The sequence below is a fragment of the Bdellovibrio sp. genome, assembly GCF_036384735.1.
Classification (GTDB): Bacteria; Bdellovibrionota; Bdellovibrionia; order Bdellovibrionales; family Bdellovibrionaceae; genus Bdellovibrio.
The window spans coordinates 19,781-37,509 of sequence record NZ_DASVLT010000008.1 but is presented as its reverse complement, the minus strand read 5'-3'; the positions used below and the strand labels follow the sequence as shown (position 1 = coordinate 37,509).

The 17,729-nt window shown below is 45.2% G+C and carries 17 protein-coding genes and 1 pseudogene; 10 read left to right on the top strand and 8 right to left on the bottom strand.

What is annotated here, in order from left to right; all coding sequences use genetic code 11:
• Positions 1 to 221 (top strand): annotated as a pseudogene (locus VF412_RS02555) (6-pyruvoyl tetrahydropterin synthase); the annotation flags it as partial.
• Positions 222 to 277: 56 nt separating this feature from the next.
• On the opposite strand, the gene VF412_RS02550 reads toward VF412_RS02555, so the two are convergent.
• Positions 278 to 1,312, bottom strand: a complete 1,035-nt coding sequence (locus VF412_RS02550) for a hypothetical protein (protein WP_331337634.1) — start codon at positions 1,310 to 1,312, stop codon at positions 278 to 280.
• A gap of 218 nt (positions 1,313 to 1,530) precedes the next feature.
• Between VF412_RS02550 and VF412_RS02545 the strand changes: the two genes are divergently transcribed.
• Together VF412_RS02545 and feoB are read left to right on the top strand one after the other, a co-directional pair.
• The gene (locus VF412_RS02545; protein ID WP_331337633.1) at positions 1,531 to 1,761 is read left to right on the top strand and encodes a FeoA family protein; all 231 of its coding nucleotides are present in this window, start codon (positions 1,531 to 1,533) and stop codon (positions 1,759 to 1,761) included.
• The gene (gene feoB, locus VF412_RS02540) at positions 1,737 to 3,659 is read left to right on the top strand and encodes a ferrous iron transport protein B (protein WP_331337632.1); all 1,923 of its coding nucleotides are present in this window, start codon (positions 1,737 to 1,739) and stop codon (positions 3,657 to 3,659) included. The genes VF412_RS02545 and feoB overlap by 25 nt, the downstream gene beginning before the upstream one ends.
• 2 nt (positions 3,660 to 3,661) lie before the next feature.
• On the opposite strand, the gene VF412_RS02535 is transcribed toward feoB, so the two are convergent.
• Positions 3,662 to 4,702, bottom strand: coding sequence for a glycosyltransferase family 9 protein (locus tag VF412_RS02535; protein WP_331337631.1), 1,041 nt, complete (start codon positions 4,700 to 4,702; stop codon positions 3,662 to 3,664).
• Between the two features lie 17 nt (positions 4,703 to 4,719).
• Between VF412_RS02535 and VF412_RS02530 the strand changes: the two genes are divergently transcribed.
• Positions 4,720 to 5,547, top strand: coding sequence for an N-acetylglucosaminyltransferase (locus tag VF412_RS02530; protein WP_331337630.1), 828 nt, complete (start codon positions 4,720 to 4,722; stop codon positions 5,545 to 5,547).
• Positions 5,548 to 5,600: 53 nt separating this feature from the next.
• Here the strand turns inward: VF412_RS02530 and VF412_RS02525 are convergent, their stop codons facing one another.
• The 5 genes from VF412_RS02525 to VF412_RS02505 are packed head-to-tail and all read right to left on the bottom strand — an operon-like array spanning position 5,601 to position 11,459.
• Positions 5,601 to 6,758, bottom strand: coding sequence for a glycosyltransferase family 4 protein (locus VF412_RS02525; protein ID WP_331337629.1), 1,158 nt, complete (start codon positions 6,756 to 6,758; stop codon positions 5,601 to 5,603).
• Entirely contained in the window at positions 6,746 to 7,732 is a 987-nt protein-coding gene (gene rfbB / locus VF412_RS02520; RefSeq protein WP_331337628.1) for a dTDP-glucose 4,6-dehydratase, read from the bottom strand. Before rfbB ends, VF412_RS02525 begins: the two co-directional genes overlap by 13 nt.
• Entirely contained in the window at positions 7,729 to 8,616 is an 888-nt protein-coding gene (gene rfbA, locus VF412_RS02515) for a glucose-1-phosphate thymidylyltransferase RfbA (RefSeq protein WP_331337627.1), read from the bottom strand. Before rfbA ends, rfbB begins: the two co-directional genes overlap by 4 nt.
• A complete protein-coding gene (gene rffA / locus VF412_RS02510) occupies positions 8,613 to 9,752 on the bottom strand; it encodes a dTDP-4-amino-4,6-dideoxygalactose transaminase (protein ID WP_331337626.1) in 1,140 nt (379 codons plus the stop codon). Before rffA ends, rfbA begins: the two co-directional genes overlap by 4 nt.
• Before the next feature lie 39 nt (positions 9,753 to 9,791).
• Entirely contained in the window at positions 9,792 to 11,459 is a 1,668-nt protein-coding gene (locus VF412_RS02505; RefSeq protein WP_331337625.1) for a methyl-accepting chemotaxis protein, read from the bottom strand.
• 221 nt (positions 11,460 to 11,680) lie between these two features.
• Between VF412_RS02505 and VF412_RS02500 the strand changes: the two genes are divergently transcribed.
• The 6 genes from VF412_RS02500 to VF412_RS02475 all read left to right on the top strand — a co-directional run bounded on the left by VF412_RS02500 (position 11,681) and on the right by VF412_RS02475 (position 17,100).
• Positions 11,681 to 12,574 (top strand): hypothetical protein, encoded by an 894-nt coding sequence (locus VF412_RS02500; protein WP_331337624.1) that lies wholly within the window; start codon positions 11,681 to 11,683, stop codon positions 12,572 to 12,574.
• A 123-nt stretch (positions 12,575 to 12,697) separates the two neighbouring features.
• Positions 12,698 to 13,432 carry an efflux RND transporter periplasmic adaptor subunit gene (locus tag VF412_RS02495; RefSeq protein ID WP_331337623.1) on the top strand — a complete coding sequence of 245 codons (735 nt, stop codon included), beginning with the start codon at positions 12,698 to 12,700 and terminating at the stop codon, positions 13,430 to 13,432.
• Between the two features lie 3 nt (positions 13,433 to 13,435).
• Positions 13,436 to 14,179, top strand: coding sequence for an ABC transporter ATP-binding protein (locus VF412_RS02490; RefSeq protein WP_331337622.1), 744 nt, complete (start codon positions 13,436 to 13,438; stop codon positions 14,177 to 14,179).
• Positions 14,176 to 14,925: an ABC transporter ATP-binding protein gene (locus VF412_RS02485; protein WP_331337621.1), complete on the top strand. Its 750-nt coding sequence runs from the start codon at positions 14,176 to 14,178 to the stop codon at positions 14,923 to 14,925. Before VF412_RS02490 ends, VF412_RS02485 begins: the two co-directional genes overlap by 4 nt.
• Positions 14,926 to 14,935: 10 nt before the next feature.
• On the top strand, positions 14,936 to 16,030 hold the full coding sequence (locus VF412_RS02480; protein ID WP_331337620.1) for an ABC transporter permease: 1,095 nt from the start codon (positions 14,936 to 14,938) through the stop codon (positions 16,028 to 16,030).
• Positions 16,027 to 17,100, top strand: a complete 1,074-nt coding sequence (locus VF412_RS02475; protein WP_331337619.1) for an ABC transporter permease — start codon at positions 16,027 to 16,029, stop codon at positions 17,098 to 17,100. The genes VF412_RS02480 and VF412_RS02475 overlap by 4 nt, the downstream gene beginning before the upstream one ends.
• Here the strand turns inward: VF412_RS02475 and VF412_RS02470 are convergent.
• Positions 17,097 to 17,594: a hypothetical protein gene (locus VF412_RS02470; protein ID WP_331337618.1), complete on the bottom strand. Its 498-nt coding sequence runs from the start codon at positions 17,592 to 17,594 to the stop codon at positions 17,097 to 17,099. The genes VF412_RS02475 and VF412_RS02470 overlap by 4 nt on opposite strands.
• Positions 17,595 to 17,729 lie beyond the last annotated feature (135 nt).

Here is a 17,729-nt window from a genome sequence, read left to right as displayed (position 1 = left end):
AGACTGACAAATCCTTAGAGGTCACATTTCGCGATCGCTTCTATGTGTTTCCGGCAAACGAAGTGGTTTTATTGCCTGTCACAAACACCAGCGTAGAGAATTTATCTCTTTTACTAGCGCAAGACTTTTTCAAAGAGTTTGAGAAATACGGCGTGAAAAGTGTGCGTGTCCTGGTTGAGGAAACTCAGGGACAGGGTGCATCTAGTACAATCGAAAAATAGAGCCGCTTCAGCCTATGCTTCTATCAGACTTCCAGGTCGGCCAGCATCCGCCGAGACTAGTGATTTAGTAAAAGTCCTGTGGCGATTTCTATAGGGCTTAGTTCTTTGACCACGCGGTAACGCCAAAAACAGATGCGACCTCCGTCGGCCAGTTTCCTTTCTAAACGCTCTTCCACCAAATCGGGACTGCCATCGCAATCGATCTGAGCGAAGTCGGCAAAATTATCAACGTCCGTTACGGACCATGAGTATGGGGATTTGTCCTTGGATAAAAAGGCTCGGTTGAAGCCACCGTGGCCCTCGCCGATACGGGCCACGACGATCTTTTCAAGTTTTGGATTTTTAATTTGTTCGCGAGCTGTGGCGATTTTTTGCGCATCATCCAAAGCAATAACAAAGGCAGCATCGGGATGTTCCTCTCGAGTTGAAACTAAGAAGTAAGTTTTTTTGTAGTCAGGAAATAAAGTCGCCGGAGTTAAAGCGATTGAATGGCTTTGTGTTTCAACCCCTTGATTTTCATAAAAAACCACTGAGCTTATTCTTTCCTCAGCACGCACATCTAAGCGAGCTACCGGGGAGGGAAGAATCCATTTAAAACTTTCTGTATCATAAGAGTTGTCGAGGGTGATTTTTTTGATCGCGACAACTTTGCCATCAGGGGAAAGGGCCTTCAGGGTTACATTGTTCGAGTTCAAGTAAAGGTTTAACAGGCTGATTTTTAAACTCTGTGTATGCTGTGGAAACAAGTGAGTGACCGTCGGCGAAGTGTGTGAGCTGATCAGGATTTCATTTTGATCCTTACATTGAAGGATTGCTTGAATGGCATCTGAATTCGCAGCTTTCACACTGAAACTTTGTGTGGTTTTTAGAAACTCTGTGCCGGCGACTTTTGTTTTCGAGTGGGCTTCAAGGTTTACTTCAAGTTCATCGATATCGCCGTTTCCGCGAACTTGTAGCCACGTTTTTTGGGCTGTGGCGGTATCGTTCACAAGGACGACTTTCATGTCCTGTGGATTGCAAGCGGCAGGGACAGGAAAGGTCTCAAAGGCGTTAGCAACGCTATGCATCGAAACAAGGATGGATGTGATCATGATGAAAGTCTTAAGACGAAGTTCCATAGACTTCAGATCGGTCGAGTCTGGTTAAACTTGATTCCTTCGACTTGAAACTAGGCCATGGGCTGGCTGGGCTCCACCGGCGAGGCTGAGACCCATTCTCAACACGTTTTCAAGTAAGTTTTAGGACGGCAAAGATCTTCCCTTTATAGGCGTATAATCTTAACTAATGCGGTTACTCCGGAAGGAAAATCATGACCTTACTCGATTCATCTCTTAAGCCAGGCCATACTGTCGAAATTCAAAGTTTGGGCGGAGAAAATATCCTCCGGGAGCGTCTGCATGAGATGGGTTTGCGTTCGGGCATGCTCCTGACGATTCTTGGAAGAGCCCCGTTTGGTGGACCTCTGTTGGTTCGCTTTAAAACTAGCTTCTTGGCTCTTCGAAATGAGGAAGCGCAATGCGCGACAGTGATATTGAAGTAATCGATAAAGTTACAATGAAGTCTATTGCCCTTGTTGGTGCTCCTAATTCTGGCAAAACAACTCTTTACAATTGGTTGACGGGTTCGCGGTTCAAAACGGTGAACTATCCTGGTGCCACAGTCGAATACTCTTTGGGTAAGTTGGCTTCGCACTTGGGTGAAGGCTTGATGGCTATGGACACGCCAGGCACTTATTCGCTTCATCCAAAAAGTGCGGATGAAGAAGTCACTTTAAAAGCGATCTATCAAAATCCTGAATTTGGAACTGTGAGCGGCATCATCGTCGTGATTGATGGAACGCAGATGTCTCGCCATTTGCAATTGGCTTTGCAAGTGCGCGAAACCGGTTTTCCGATGATCGTAGTTATCACCATGGCAGATCTTCTTCGTCGTGAAGGCATTGAAATCGACATGGGGTACTTGCGCAATACTCTGGGGTGTCCTGTTTTACAATTCGATGGCTTGCTTGCGGGTGGGTTGCTTGAAATCGTAGCGGCAGCAAAAGCAATTCCAGAAAAATCAGAAGTGCGTAAACCTGTTTTTTGGGATTTCGCTACTCAAGAAGAAAAACTCAAAGAGTGTGAGCGCATTGCTCGCGAGGCGCTGACCCATAAAACAGATCATGCCGAAGATCGATTAAATCATATCGTTCGAAATACCGAACGCGCGGATCGTCTTCTTTTGCATCCATGGTTTGGTTTTGTGATGTTCATCGTAATTATGGGGGGATTATTCTCTTCCATTTTTTGGTTGGCAGCTCCATTTATGGATTTGGTCGACAAAGCGTTCAGTTTGGCAAACCACGCTGTTTTGAATTTGTCTCCGGATTCCTTGTGGGCGAACTTTTTGGCAAACGGTGTGATCTCTAGCTTTGGTGCCGCTATGGTGTTTGTGCCACAGATCTTTATCTTGTTCTTTGGTATCGGGCTTCTTGAAGGCTCTGGATACTTAGCTCGTGCCGCGACTTTGATTGATCGTCCGTTCTCGGCTTTGGGGATGAGTGGCCGTTCTTTCGTTCCTGTGTTGTCTGGTTTTGCCTGTGCGGTTCCTGCGATCATTGCAACTCGAAATATTTCTTCATCGCGTGATCGCTGGATTACATCCTTTGTGATTCCTTTGATGACGTGCTCGGCGCGTTTGCCAATTTACGCCTTATTGCTGGCGTTCCTTTTCCACGGAAAACCGGCATGGCAAGCGGGCTTTGCTTTGGCTGCGCTGTATTTAGGTTCGTTGGTGATCGGCGGCATCGCAGCGGGCATTGTGAATCGCTTTCTTCCTAAAAAAGACACATCGTTCTTTATGATGGAACTTCCGATTTATCGCAGGCCTAAGATGCGCGTTCTTCTTCGCCAGGCTTTGACTCGCACAATGTCTTACGTGAAACGTGCAGTTCCACCGATTTTTATTTTTGCGATTTTGATTTGGGCAGGCACGAACTTCCCGAATTATCATGCGGCGACGGATACTGAAAGACTGCAAACAAGTTATGCAGGCAATGTCGGTCACGTGCTAGAGCCTGTGATGCATCCAATGGGGGTTGATTGGCGCGTCGGCGTGGGATTGATTTCTGCCTTTGCAGCTCGTGAAGTGTTTGTGTCTTCAATGGGCATTGTTTTCAATATCACAGATAAGAACGAAGACACTCAGCAGGAGTCCATGCTGAAAACCATGGCTGATGCAACGAACACCCGTGGGGAGAAGATCTTCACCGTCGCAAGCACCGTAGGTTTGATTATATTCTTTATGATCGCACTTCAGTGTATGTCGACATTTGCCGTGCAAATTCGCGAAAGCGGATCGGTGAAGATGGCGGTGACTCAGTTGGTGCTCTTTAATGCGGTCGCATACGTCTTAGCGGTGGCGGCGGTTCAAGGTCTTCGTGCTCTAGGTGTTGCTTAAATCTACCAGTGTTTAATTTGTAAAAGATCGATCTTTCTCATGCAGCTGTGATGGCTGCACGAGGTGACCGTGCAGAACTGAAACTGCTCGCGGTCTCTAGGGCCTTCGATACGGCAAGGTACGTCCACGCGGTGATATGTGTGAAGTCTTCTGTCGTAGCAAAACCAATCTCCAATACAAGCTGGGCCAAATAAGAAGTGAGTGCGGACACCCAAAGCTACTGAAATATGACCGGGGCTTGAATCGTTTGATAGTGTCACCGAGCCTGTTGAGATCAGCGAGATAAACTGGCGCAAAGTGACATTGTCGATCAAAGGAACACCCAGCTCTTTACAAAGCTCGGGGAGGTGCCATTCTTTAGAAAGTTTTGCGTCACAAAGAACCAAGGGTTGATACTCACCCTCATCGCGAATTTTCTTAACAACCTGAGTCCACAAATCCTTAGGATAAATTTTAAGCGAGTAAGAGGCTCCCGGCAGAAAGATAAATCTCTTTTTTTCCGGATTGCCGCCAGCCTCCATGATTTTCTCATGGGTGAGTTTTTGTGCAAATGCCACTTCTTCAGGCAATAAATCAATCTTTGTTAGTTCGTGGGGTTCTTGAGGAATCCCAATGGCTTCCAAAACTCGATAATCCCGAGTGATGGCATCCTCAAGGTTCCCAGGCATGGCGACCTCTTTCGTGGAAAGCCATGGGGTTTTATGCATGCTGTGGTGGTGGAGAACCACTTCCGGAGCCCCGACCAACCACGCGAATTTACATAAAGTTCCTGATACATGAAACCCCAGCAAAAGATCGAATTTCTCTTTACGGAGTTCGGCCAATTTTTTAACAAAAGCCCATTTTGACTTGTGATCAACAAGATGTAATTGATTGATAAATTGACTGTGCAAAAGAATATCCCTATTCATGCTGTACGTCAGGGCATGAATCTCGGCATCGGGGTAAGCCTTGCGAAGTTTTGCTAAGGCTGAGGTCCAAATGACCGTATCACCGATGGCGCGAGTTTTGATGACAAGAATTTTCTTGTAAGGCATAGTCATACAAGAACGAGGATAGCATGATCTACGACTGTTTTGCATTCTTTAATGAGCTGGATCTTCTAGAGATTCGACTCAACACTTTGGATTCCGTCGTTGACCGTTTTGTATTGGTCGAGGCCACGCGCACGTTTCAGAAAACGGAAAAGCCTCTATTTTTCGAGCAAAACAAGGAGCGCTTCAAACCGTTCTTACATAAGATCGAGCACATCGTAGTTGATAAATATCCTACGTTTTTTTCCAAGTTCCGTGTTCCCACGACTTGGGACTATGACGACCATCAAAAAGAACAGATTCGTCAAGGCCTCAGAAATGCGAAGCCTGACGATACAATTATTATTTCCGATGTGGATGAAATCCCACGTCCTGAATTAGTGACTAAGTATGCGGGAACTCCCGGCGTAAAGGTTTTCCAGCAAAGACTTTATTATTATTACCTGAACTGCTTTATCAAAAAATACCCGGAACCTATCGAAGCATACAATGGTTATATGCCTTGGCAGGGAACAGTGATGCTTCCATATAAAGATCTGAAGACGGTGCAAAAAGCCCGCTTGATCCGTGGCCAGCGCAAAAACTCAAAGAACGTCACAATCATCCCTGAAGGTGGCTGGCATTTCAGTTATTTGGGTGGTGTGAAAAAAGTGATCGAAAAAATCGAAGCTTATGCTCATACGGAACACAATATTCAAGATTTCAAAGATTCAAAACGTATTGAAGAAATCATCCGTAAGGGCGGGAGTCTTTACGGACAAGAGTTGGATTCTGAATTCGTACAAATTGACCAAAATTTCCCTAAATATCTGCAAGATCATAAAGAGAAATATTCAGAACTTATTCTGGATTAATTGAGTCATTTTTTTAGAAAGCCAAAAGCTCAAGGTTTGTTCCTTGAGCTTTTTTATTTTAAGACGTTGGCGTAAAGATCCAGAAATTTCGCCAGAGTGTCTTTCCACTCATGATTGCGACGGGACCAATGAGAGGCTTCAAGGCCTTGAGTTTTAATTGCCCCCGGTTGGCGCAAATAAAAACGGATGGCTTCCGTAAGAGAGGCCGCAGAGCCTGGTTCCGCCAAGACGCCACGTAGGTTTTTGCCAACTTGTTCTGGAGTGCCACCAGCATTTGTGCCGATCACGGGTTTTGCCATCATCATGGCATCAAGAACACTCAGTGAATAAGTCTCATTGTAGGAGGCCAATGCAAATACATCAAGAGCATCAATGTACGGGATATATTCTCGCTGAAAAGGAATGCGCACAAGATGGTTCTTGTAACGAGGATTTTGTTTTTGTTGTTCGATCCATTCTAAAAGGATGCGAGACGGCTCTGCATAGATTGGCTTTCCGGCGGCGTCTTTTCCTGCGATCGTTGGGTCGCCAATAATCCACAGTTGAACTTTGGCGAGTTCTTGGTCATCAAGACCTTCTAAAGCCTGAACTAACTCTTTAACGCCTTTCCCTGGATCAATACGACAAAGGGTGCCGATTACGATTTGATGAGGTTGTACTTGGTAAAGCTCGCGCAAGCCCTCACGCTCTTTCGGATAGGGATGAAACTGTTCAACATTTCTTCCGTAGCGAATCAAATGCAACTTCTTAGGGTCGATGGGAAAGTTTTTGCGCACATCACTTAAGATTGTCTCTGAGGAACTGCACAATGCATCTACTTTTGAAAAGAGCCACTTATGAACGAAGTCACGCTTTGGTGTCGCGTTCATATAAAGATTGTAAATGTGTTTTACTTTCTTGTTGTTCCATAAAGCCAAAGCGCAAGCCCACATATCAAGGCGAGTGTGAGAATGAAGAAGGGTGATCTTGTGCTCTTTTACGGTCTTGCGGATCAGTCGAGCCGTGGCAAGTTTTGAAAGCTTCTCTTCCGGGAAAGGCAGGATTTCGACTCCTGCCTTTTTGAGTTCCTCTGCGACACGGCCATGAGCAGAACACAGAACCTTTTGATTGATTCCTGTGCTGGCAAGTTTTTGAATCAACTCGCAAGTATAAATCTCAAGACCGCCCCATGAGAGGGAGTGAATGCAGTGAAGAACCGTTATTTCGCCCATAGATCCTTATAGTATTGGATCGTGCGAAGAAGGCCTTCCTCTTCAAATTTAACCGTTGGTTTCCAGTTCAATTCTTTTTCCGCTTTGCTGTAGTTGATTGCATAGCGGAAGTCATGACCTTTGCGATCTTGAACGAAGCTTAAAAGTTCTTCCGACTTTCCTAGATGTTTCAAAATCATTTTTGCTACATCCAAGTTTTGGCGTTCAGAGTTTCCGCCGAAGTTGTAAACTTCGCCAGCCTTACCGTGAGTGAAGGCTTTCCAAACACCTTCATTGTGATCATCAACATAGATCCAATCGCGGATGTTCATGCCTGTGCCATAGATTGGAAGTTTCTCATTCGCTAAAGCACGTTTGATCATCAATGGAATGAATTTTTCTTCCACTTGTAAAGGACCGTAGTTATTCGAGCAACGAGTGATGATTGTTGGAAGCTTGTATGTTTCAAAGAATGCGCGAACCATTAAATCCGCGCTGGCTTTAGAAGCCGAGTAGGGGCTGTTCGGTGCGATCGGTGTCTCTTCTGTGAAAGCAGGATCTTTCATTTGCAAAGTGCCATACACTTCGTCAGTGCTGACTTGCAGGTAACGGAAGTTTGGATTTTTCTCAAACAGGGCCAAACTTTCTTTTAGAAGATTCAAAGTTCCAAGGACATTCGTTTCAACGAAGATGTTCGGGCTTTCAATCGAGCGGTCTACGTGGGATTCCGCCGCGAAATTCATCACGCCCGCAAAGTGATGCTTTTTGAAAAGATCATGCATCTTTTGAGTATCGCGAATATCCGCATGAACGAAAGAAAGATGTTTGTTGCTGTCTAATTCCTTTTGAATATTTGGCAATCGGCCTGCGTATGTTAAGGCGTCCAAGATCACAAAGTCATATTGAGTCTTGATGTCGCTGCGGCAAGCGATGGTTTTTACAAAGTTGGACCCAATAAAGCCGGCACAGCCAGTTAAAAGAACAGTCGATTTCATAATTCCTCAGAAATAATTTTTTCTAGGTAAGAGCGGTATGAACATTTTGGAAGTTCGTTTGTGATCTTTTGCAATTGATCCAAGGTGATGAACTTCATGCGATAAGCGATTTCTTCAAGGCAGGCCACTTTCAAACCTTGGCGCTCTTCAATGGCGCCGATAAAAGAAGCTGCATCCAGAAGTGAGCGAGGAGTTCCCGTATCAAGCCATGCCAGGCCACGGTACATCATCTCGACACCCAATTTGCCTTCGTTATGGTAAGACAATATCAAATCAACAATCTCAGTCTCACCCCGAGGCGAAGGCTTTAAAGATTTCGCACGAGCAGAAACTGTTTTATCGAAAAGATAAAGTCCCGGAACCGCGTAGTTTGATTTGGGTTGTTTGGGTTTTTCTTCAATGGATTTTACTTTTTTGGTTTGTTTGTCGAATTCAACAACACCATAAGCTGTTGGATCGGCAACATAGTAAGCGAAGACACGACCGCTGAGACCGTTTTTCTGCTCGGCTTGTTCCTTGATGGCGAGGCGGAAGAAGTCGAGATCTCCATAGAAAAGATTATCGCCTAAGATCAAGCAGACGTCGTCGTTACCAATAAACTTTTCGCCTAAAACGAAAGCCTCAGGAAGGCCATTTGGTTTTTCTTGAATCACGTAGCTCAGCTTTACGCCAAACTGAGAACCATCACCCAAGAGCTTTTTGAAAAGTACTTGATCGTCTGGAGTTGTAATCAAAAGAATATCTTTGATTCCACCAAGCATCAGGATGCTAAGTGGGTAGTAAATCATGGGCTTGTCGTAGACCGATTGCAATTGCTTGGTCATGACTCGGGTCATTGGGTAAAGGCGCGAGCCTGCTCCGCCAGCTAGAATGATCCCTTTCATGATTTCCTCGCAAAGAATTCTGTGACTTTTTCTAGAACATAGTCAATTTCGTCAGCAGTCAAATCCGCGTACATCGGCATGCGCAAAAGACGGTTGGCCAAATCGTCAGTGATTGTCATTCCACCAGCCACGCGACCGAAACGAATTCCTGCCGGGGCCGAGTGAAGGGGGACATAGTGAGTTGTGGACTGAATGCCTGCTTCTTTCAGGAAACTCCAAAGAGCCGCACGTTCTTCGGCAGAGTTCAAAAGAACATAGTAAATGTGGCCGTTTGTTTGGCAATCCGCAGGAACTTCCATGCGCTTTAATTTGCCAGCGTGTTCAAGGTCTGCAAAGCCCGCATTGTACTGATTCCAATGCATCAAACGGCGAGTGGTGATTTGGGGGCCTTCTTCAAGCTGTGCAAACAAAAAGGCTGTTGCAAGCTCTGATTGCAAATAAGAAGAGCCTTTATCTTGCCAGGTGTATTTATCCACTTGACCGTTAAGGAATTGCTGACGGTTTGTCCCTTTGTCACGAACGATTTCGGCACGAGCCACGAAACGTGGATCATTGATAATCAAAGCGCCACCTTCGCCACAAACAATATTTTTCGTCTCATGGAAGCTGTAGGCTGCCATGTGCCCCCAAGAACCCAGAGGTTTATTTTTATACGAAGCGAATATCGCTTGAGCTGCATCGGCAACCACGATGAAACCGTGTTTATCAGACAAAGCCATGATCTTATCCATTTCGCAACCAACACCAGCGTAGTGAACAGGTATCACAACCTTTGTTTTCGAAGTGATGGCTTTTTCCATGGCGTCCACGTCAATGTTCATTGTGTGCGGATCAACATCGACGAAAACAGGCTTTGCTCCATAAAGAGCAACAACGTTTGCAGTCGATGTAAAAGTGAAAGAGGGAAGGATGACTTCGTCATCGGGGCCGATCTCGGCAAGAACCATGGCCATTTCAAGAGCCGATGTGCAAGAAGGAGTGATCACGGCCATTTGGCAATGCAGATGATTCTTAAACCACTCTTCACATTTCTTATTGAACATTCCCTCGCCGCTGAGTTTTTTATTGGCGATGGCCTGAGAAATATATTTTTCTTCGTTAGAGCTATGTGGAGGCACGTTAAATGGAATTTTCATGCCTCCATCCTAGTACAAGCCCTTGGGGTGGGCAACGGATTAAAAGCCGTCCGTTGTCCCAACTTTACGATCCTCATCATCGTCAAAAGGAATCACCGCAGCACTCGGTTGTGGTTTTTTTCCAACGGATGAAGGGGCCTTTGCCACCGACGGAGAGCGTTTAAAAGGAACCACCTTCGCAGAAGGTTTTGGAGCAACGCTTGAGGCTGGTTCAGAGACTTTCAAGAGATCCTCGGATTGTGAATTCATGGCAGCGCCAAAGATCACTTGATTGAGTTCCATAGTGAGCTTTCTCATCTGCATGGCTTGGGCGGAAATCTCTTCGGAAGAGGCAGCAATTTCCTCGGAAGAAGCCGCATTGGACTGCGTGCTTTCATCCAACTGATTCATCGCCTTGCTGATTTGCTGAATGCCCGTCGTTTGTTCGGAACTTGCCGCAGAAATTTCGCTATTCAAGTCAGAAACTTTCTTTACAGAGTTCACGATATTGTTCAAAACTTCGCCTGATCGATCTGCAACAGTGCTTCCTTTTTCAACTTGATCAACGCTTTCTTTGATCAATGAAGCGATGTCTTTTGCAGCCACAGCAGAGCGTTGCGCCAATGTGCGTACAGCTTCAGCAACGACCGCGAAGCCTTTGCCTTGTTCTCCCGCGCGAGCCGCTTCTACAGAGGCATTAAGAGCTAACAAATTTGTTTGGAAAGCGATGTCATCAATGACGCTGATGATCTCTTCAATTTTCTTCGAAGATTTCGAGATGTCATGCATTGATTCGATCAAAGAATGAATCTCGCGTTGACCTTCTTCGGCTGCATCACGGGAAGAAATAGATAGACTGGCAGCTTGGCCCGCATTGCTGGAGTTCATCTTGACCATAGAAGACATTTCTTCTAAAGAGGCCACGGTTTCTTGCAGTGAACCAGCTGAGGCTGTTGAAGCTTGAGAGAGCATTTGGCCGGCGGTTGAAAGCTGCGCAATCGCAGTCGAAACTTGGGTTCCAGCTTCATTTAATTGAGACGCGACAGCACCGATGGAATTGCTGACTCTGTAGGCAATAAACATCAAGACTCCAAAAAGGCCCACACAGCAAAATGCGGAAATACCGATGATCCAGTTGTTCGCCGCTTTGCGATCTTCCTTAGCTTTAAGAGTGTTCTTTTTGCCGATGTCGCCATAAAGTTTGATATTATCTTCCATCATCTTTTGCACGTCTGTTGCTAGAACATGCCAGCGACCGCCATTCATTAGGCCTTTGATTTCTGCATCCGCTTCCGGCGTATTCTTTTTAAGATCGGCAATAAGTAGATCAGTCAGTCTATAGAATTCGGCTTTATTAACTTTTACTTTTTCATAGATTTCAGCTTCCCCAGGAGCGAAAGACTGAGACTCATAGAAGTCTTGACCTTTTTTGTAGTCGGCATAGGCAGACTCTGTTTTTTCGATGAACATCGCGCGACCTTTTGGCTCATCATGAAGGCTGATCGCAGCCCACACGAAATATCCAATGCGCGCACGCTGCATGCCCATTTGGCCGAGGGCATTTACATTCGGCAAAATATCCGAATAGGCGCTATCAAGCTGATCGCCGATTTTGTTGAGATTTGTCTCTGCAATAAATGCGATCGCAATGAACGCAAACACAGGCAAAAATGCTGAGACAAGAAGTTTTCCCCTTAATCCATGGGTCCACAACTTAATAGTACTCATTTGAGACGGTCCTTTCAAAAATAAACAAGATTCTTTAACATCGGTAGTTTGGCATCCTACCTTTAGCGATTCGGCAACTTCTTTGCTAAATCTCAATCAAAATTCGGTAAATGTAAGAAAGTGACCTTGCAATGCGGCAGGCACTCACATTTCTATTTGTAAATGTACGCATGGTGTGGTCCGATTTTGCTCAACGTCTAGACTCAAGGAGGGGAGTAGTCATGACAAAATCACTGATGATTCGTTCATTGGCCGGTGTAGCATTGGTTGCGACGCTGGGTTTCACTTATAAGTCCGCGCAAGTAAAGACACTTTGCGAAGGTTTCGTACCAGAAAATAGCATGTACATCCCAGTTGGATTGTACCAAACAGGTGGCATCACTGAAGCTCAATTCAATCAAGTGATGGACCGCATGGAGCAATTGTACACTGCGGATATCGAAAGAGCGGGAGATAAATTCCAAATTAACCGCCTTTGGGATGACGGTACAGTGAATGCCTCTGCTCAAAGAGATGGCAACACTCGCGTTTTGAATATGTACGGCGGTCTAGCTCGTCATAAGGCTATCGGTATCGAGGGTATGGCCTTGGTTGCCTGCCATGAATTGGGTCACCACAACGGTGGGGCTCCAAAGGTGAACAGCTGGTACGGCGGTGCGTGGGCAACAAATGAAGGTGGCGCAGACTACTACGCAACTGGAAAATGTCTTCGTCGTTACTTCGCACAAGATGACAACGCATCTATTGTTGCGACTTTGGATATTGACCCAACTGCGAAAGCAGCTTGTGCAGCTCAATACTCAAATCAACAAGATCAATTGATCTGCTTGAGAATTTCTGAAGCTGGTCAGCAAGTTGCAAACTTGTTCATGGACTTGAGTGGTGATTCTGCACCTGCAAAATACAACACTCCAGATAAATCGGTTGTTCGTCGTACAAACGACGCGCACCCTGCGACACAATGCCGTTTGGATACATACTTCCAAAGTTCTTTGTGCCACGTAGGTGAGTCTGAAGCTCCAAGTGACACAGACTACAAAGCGGGTTCTTGCTACACACCACGCGACACTGTTGGCTATCGCCCACTTTGCTGGTTCGCGCCTCCGAAAAACTAATTGGAGTTGCTTTAGCGATCGGCCCGGGCAGGCTTCGCGCTCTGCCCGCGTCTGCGGAAGCCAGTGTTGGAAGACACTGGCTTTTTTGTTTTTAAGAGTCGTGCACATCAGTAAACTTAATCCATGTCCAAGAAAAAGATTCTTCCCTTAGTTGTGGTTCTGGGTCTTCTTGTCTTAGCCTTTCTGGTAAAGATCTTCTTTTTTCGCAGTGATTTTTATTTTGCAGGTACGGTGGAGGTCACTAAGGTCGACGTGCCCGCCCGGATTCCATCTGTTATTGAAGAAATGCCGGTGGATGAAGGCAATCTCGTGCAAAAAGGTCAACAGCTCATCAAGTTGTCTTGTGAGGATGTCAAAGTTGCTAATGACTTGGCCCAACTGAATTACAAGCGTGCTAAATCTCTTTATAGATCTGGAAATATCTCGGAAGAATCCTACGATCAAATGCGCAACAAGAAAGATGATCTCCAGGTGAAGATCGGCTGGTGCGATGTCTTTTCGCCATTAAAGGGAACAATCCTGACAAAATATTTTGAAGTGGGCGAGATGGTAAATCCAGGGCAGAAGCTTTTCACTATCGGTGATTTGGATTCTGTCTATGCGTGGTTTTACTTACCCCATGATCGGATTGGACGACTTAAAATCGGTCAAAAAGTTCAGGCTTTGCTTCACGAAATGGATAATAAAAAATTCGATGGCGTGATTGAATTTATAAATCCTGAATCAGAATTCACTCCAAAAAATGTACAAACCCGAGACGAAAGAACGCGCTTAGTGTATGGGGTGAAGGTTCGCTTTGCCAACCCCGATGGGATTTTAAAACCTGGAATGACCCTCGAATGGAAAGATGAGGGGTGAGTCATGCCCGGCATTGCTGTTAAAGTGGAAAATCTTCATAAGAAAATGAAGAAGGTCCCAGCGTTGAGAGGCCTTTCCATGGCCTTTCCCGCAGAAGGACTTCACGGAATTATCGGTCCTGAGGGAGCGGGTAAAACCACGTTGCTTCGTCATATCATGGGACTTCTAACGGCGGATCAGGGCTCGATTCGGTATTTTATCAACGACGAGGAAAAGCAATTCTCGGATGTGCGCAGTCAGTTTGCATATATGCCGCAAACACAAAGCCTTTACGGCGAGCTCAGCATTCATGAACATCTTGAATTTTTTAAAACCTTGTATCACCTCTCAGAGAAAGAATACAAAGAGCGCCGTGAAAAACTTTTGCAGATCACTCGTCTGGGGGATTTTACAGACCGTCTCGCTTCAGAACTTTCGGGTGGTATGTATAAAAAATTGGGCTTGATCTGCGCACTTCTGGCCGAGCCTAAGCTGATGTTGCTGGATGAACCGACGAATGGAGTCGATCCCCTCAGTCGCCGTGATTTCTGGGAGCTTCTTCATCGTCTGAAAGACGAGCAGGTTACGATCTTGGTAACAACCTCCTACATGGACGAGGCCCTAAAGTGCGAACAAGTGCATTTATTATTCGATGGACAAACTCTTTTAGAGGGACCGCCTCTTGCAATTTTAAAAGAGCAACATTGCAAAACCTTTGATGAAGTTTTTTTGCGCTATGATTCTTCCCTGGCCCAGGTGAAGTCATGACCTCAGTGGCCATAGAAAATCTTTCAGTTAAATATGGGGACTTCTATGCGGTAAAAAATATTTCCTTTACCGTCGAAGAGGGAGAGATTTTTGGATTTCTAGGTGCGAACGGAGCTGGCAAAACCACGACAATTCGTGTCTTATGCGGTCTTCTGATTCCCTCGGAAGGTCAAGCGGTCGTTGGCGGAGTGAATGTTGAAAGCGATCCCTTTGCAGTGAAAAAGAAGGTCGGCTACATGTCACAAAAATTTACTCTCTATGATGATATGACTGTAGCTGAGAATCTTTCATTTGCAGCCTCACTTCGCAAACTGGACGATGGGTTTTTTAAAGAACAGAAAAAACGTCTGCTTGATTTCATTCATTTCGCTCAATCAACGGACAGCTTGGTTCGAGATCTGCCCGGAGGTATTAAGCAGCAGGTAAGTCTAATAGCCTCTTTACTTCATGATCCGGAAATTGTTTTTTTAGATGAGCCCACAGCCGGTGTCAGTCCTGCTTTTCGCCAACGCTTTTGGGAATTGATCAGACAGCTGGCTGACGCAAGAAAAACAGTTTTTGTAACGACACACTACATGGATGAAGCCGAGCAGTGCGGTCGTATAGCCCTGATGCGTGATGGGGAGCTCATCGCTTTAGATGCTGTCGATAATTTAAAAATGGACAGCTTTCCAAATAAAAAACCCAAGGACGTTCACTTAGAGGATGTTTTTATTAACATCGTGGAAGGCACGAAGCATGATTGACTCTTCCATTTTGGCTATCGCAAAAAAGGAGGTATATCATATTGTGAGGGATCCCTTCACGCTGGCACTAGCTCTTGGTATGCCAGTGGTTATGGTCTTATTCTTTGGCTTGGCTATTGAGTTCAATCTTGATCGAATTCCCATTGCGATTTTTGATGGGAACAAGTCACCGGATTCGCGAACGTTGATTCGCACCTTTGTCAGCTCTGATTATTTCAAACCTCGGTATGTCCTCAGTCCCAGTCAAGGGGTGCAGATGCTTGATGAGGGCAGTGTTCATGCGGCGTTGGTGATTCCGCCAACTTATGCGCGAGATTTAACATTTTTTGGACAAAGCTCGGTGCAAGTTCTTGTTGATGGAACCGACAATTCCTCTGCCGGTTCGATTCTTGGATATTTGAGTGGACTGCAACTGAGTGCTGTTCAAAATCAATTTGAGGCGCACAATCTGAAACATCCCATCCATGTCGTGACGCGCTTTCTTTATAATCCTGAGTTGAACAGTCGATGGTTTGTAGTGCCCGGTCTGACGGCAGTCGTAATTGCAGTTCTGTCGATTTTGCTGACATCGTTGACGGTCGCACGTGAATGGGAAAATGGATCGATGGAGTTGCTTTTAGGGACCCCCATTAAACCCATAGAAATTATTTTAGGAAAGCTAATGCCCTATTGGGTGATGGGACTTCTGGCTATTGTTTTTGTATTTATGATGTCACAAGTTGTATTTGGAGTTCCCTTTAAAGGAAGTTTCTTAATTTACTTGCTGTCGTGTTTGGTGTTTTTGCTGACCTATTTAGCTCAGGGCCTTTTGATATCTGTTCTGACCCGGAAACAACAGCTCAGTATGCAGTTTGCAATGTTGACAGGCTTGCTTCCCACTCTGCTGTTATCTGGATTTATTTTTCCAGTAGAGCACATGCCGGATTTTTTTTATTACCTGACCATGGTTTTGCCGGCACGGTGGTTTATTCTTATCAGTCGCAGAATCTTTTTACAGGGAGCGAATTTTTTTGACGTCTTACCTTCATTTTTAGTCATGTGCTTGATTTTGGCGGTGATGATTACTTTGGCGACACGCAAATTTAAAAAGGACGTCGAACCATGAGGACTCTTTTGGGATTTATTCGAAAAGAATTTCTTCAGACGTTACGTGATCCACGGATGCGACTGCTGTTGTTTCTTGCGCCTTGTGTGCAACTTTCGATCTTTGGATTGGCGCTCTCTACAGAGGCTCGGAATATTCGCTTGAGTGTTGTCGGCAGCCCTAGTGACAGTATGCTTCAAACGATTTATCGCGAATGCCTGGCTTCGGGATGGTTTATTTCAGCGAAAGTTTCGACGAATGATCCCTTTGAGCAAGTACAAAAAGATGAAGCTGATGCGGTGATGGTAGCGCCACCGGGAGGATTGGATAAGGCCTTGGGTAGAAACGAAGGTCAGCTTCAGCTATTGGTGAATGCTATCAATGTGACTCGTGGACAAAGCATTGAGCGCTATTTTATGCTGGTAACGCAGTCGCAGGTGTCGACCCATTCTCCAATCAGTCTTGATTTGCGTGTTTTGTATAACCCGGCTCTTCGTTCAGAATTTTTTTTAATTCCCGGCGTGATGAGTATGCTTGTGTGTTTGATCACGATCTTATTAACAAGCATGTCGATTACAAAAGAGAAGGAGGTCGGGACATTTGAAACTTTAATTTCGGCTCCGATTCTGCCCGAAGAAGTTTTATTGGGAAAAACAATTCCCTATGTACTTTTGGGAATGAGCAATATCCCCTTGATTATGGGAGTTGCTATTTTCATTTTTGATTTGCCTCTCCGTGGCAGCATCGCGTGGTTTTTTATCTCGTCGTTGGTTTTTGTGATGTGCACCGTCGGAATTGGAACGATGATTTCAACTTTGGCGCGCAATCAACAGCAGGCAATGATGGGAGGCTTTATTTTTTTATTTCCCGCAATGTTGCTTTCGGGATTAGTTTTTCCCATTGAAAATATGCCTTGGGGTCTTCGAGTGTTCTCTTATTTGAATCCGCTGACATACTTCATCGAGATTTTGCGCAACATAACTTTGAAGGGTGGAGATATGCGTCTGCTGCTCTTCGATACTTTGATTTTGCTTGCGATGGCTGTCATCGCGATCTTCATCAGTTGGCGAAGATTTAAGACGACGCTTTAGTCCGCGTCGCCACCGCCTGGGATTGTTGGAATTTCTGGTGTTGAATTCGAAACTTTCACAAGAGTCATCTCGAAAAGATCATTTGTTTTGAAGACAATGCTCGAGCGATACATTGAAAGATGAAAAGTTCCATCAGCATTTTGGTACAAAGACGTCGCTTCACGGTAGTCGCGACTTAGTGTCAGATAAGACGCTGATGTCGTGTCTTGCTCTTTGTATGATTCGCCAGGGGTAAGATCCTCAGTCGTTGGAAATCCTAGGGAACGATATGGACCAGCTCCATCGTCAGATTTGTAGAAGTAAATGGCTGTTGAGTATTCGGAAGGTTTCACAACCATTGTATCGAACTGGCAGATATTGTCTTGGCTTGAAGTTCCAGCATTTTCACAAGACTTGATTTGATAAACGCCTGCAAGATTTGCGAAAGTGGGTTTTGCCGATGCGAACAAAGGCAACATCATTGTCAGAGCGAAAACTGTATAAAGTTTAAACACAAGGCACTCCTCAATCGAGAAGAATAAATACCAGAAGTTGAGACCTTTCTAAAGAGTGAGGACAACTGATTGCGACTTCTTAATTTGTCGAATGATAAGGGGAATAAAATTTGACTGAGCGAAGCAATATCGAGT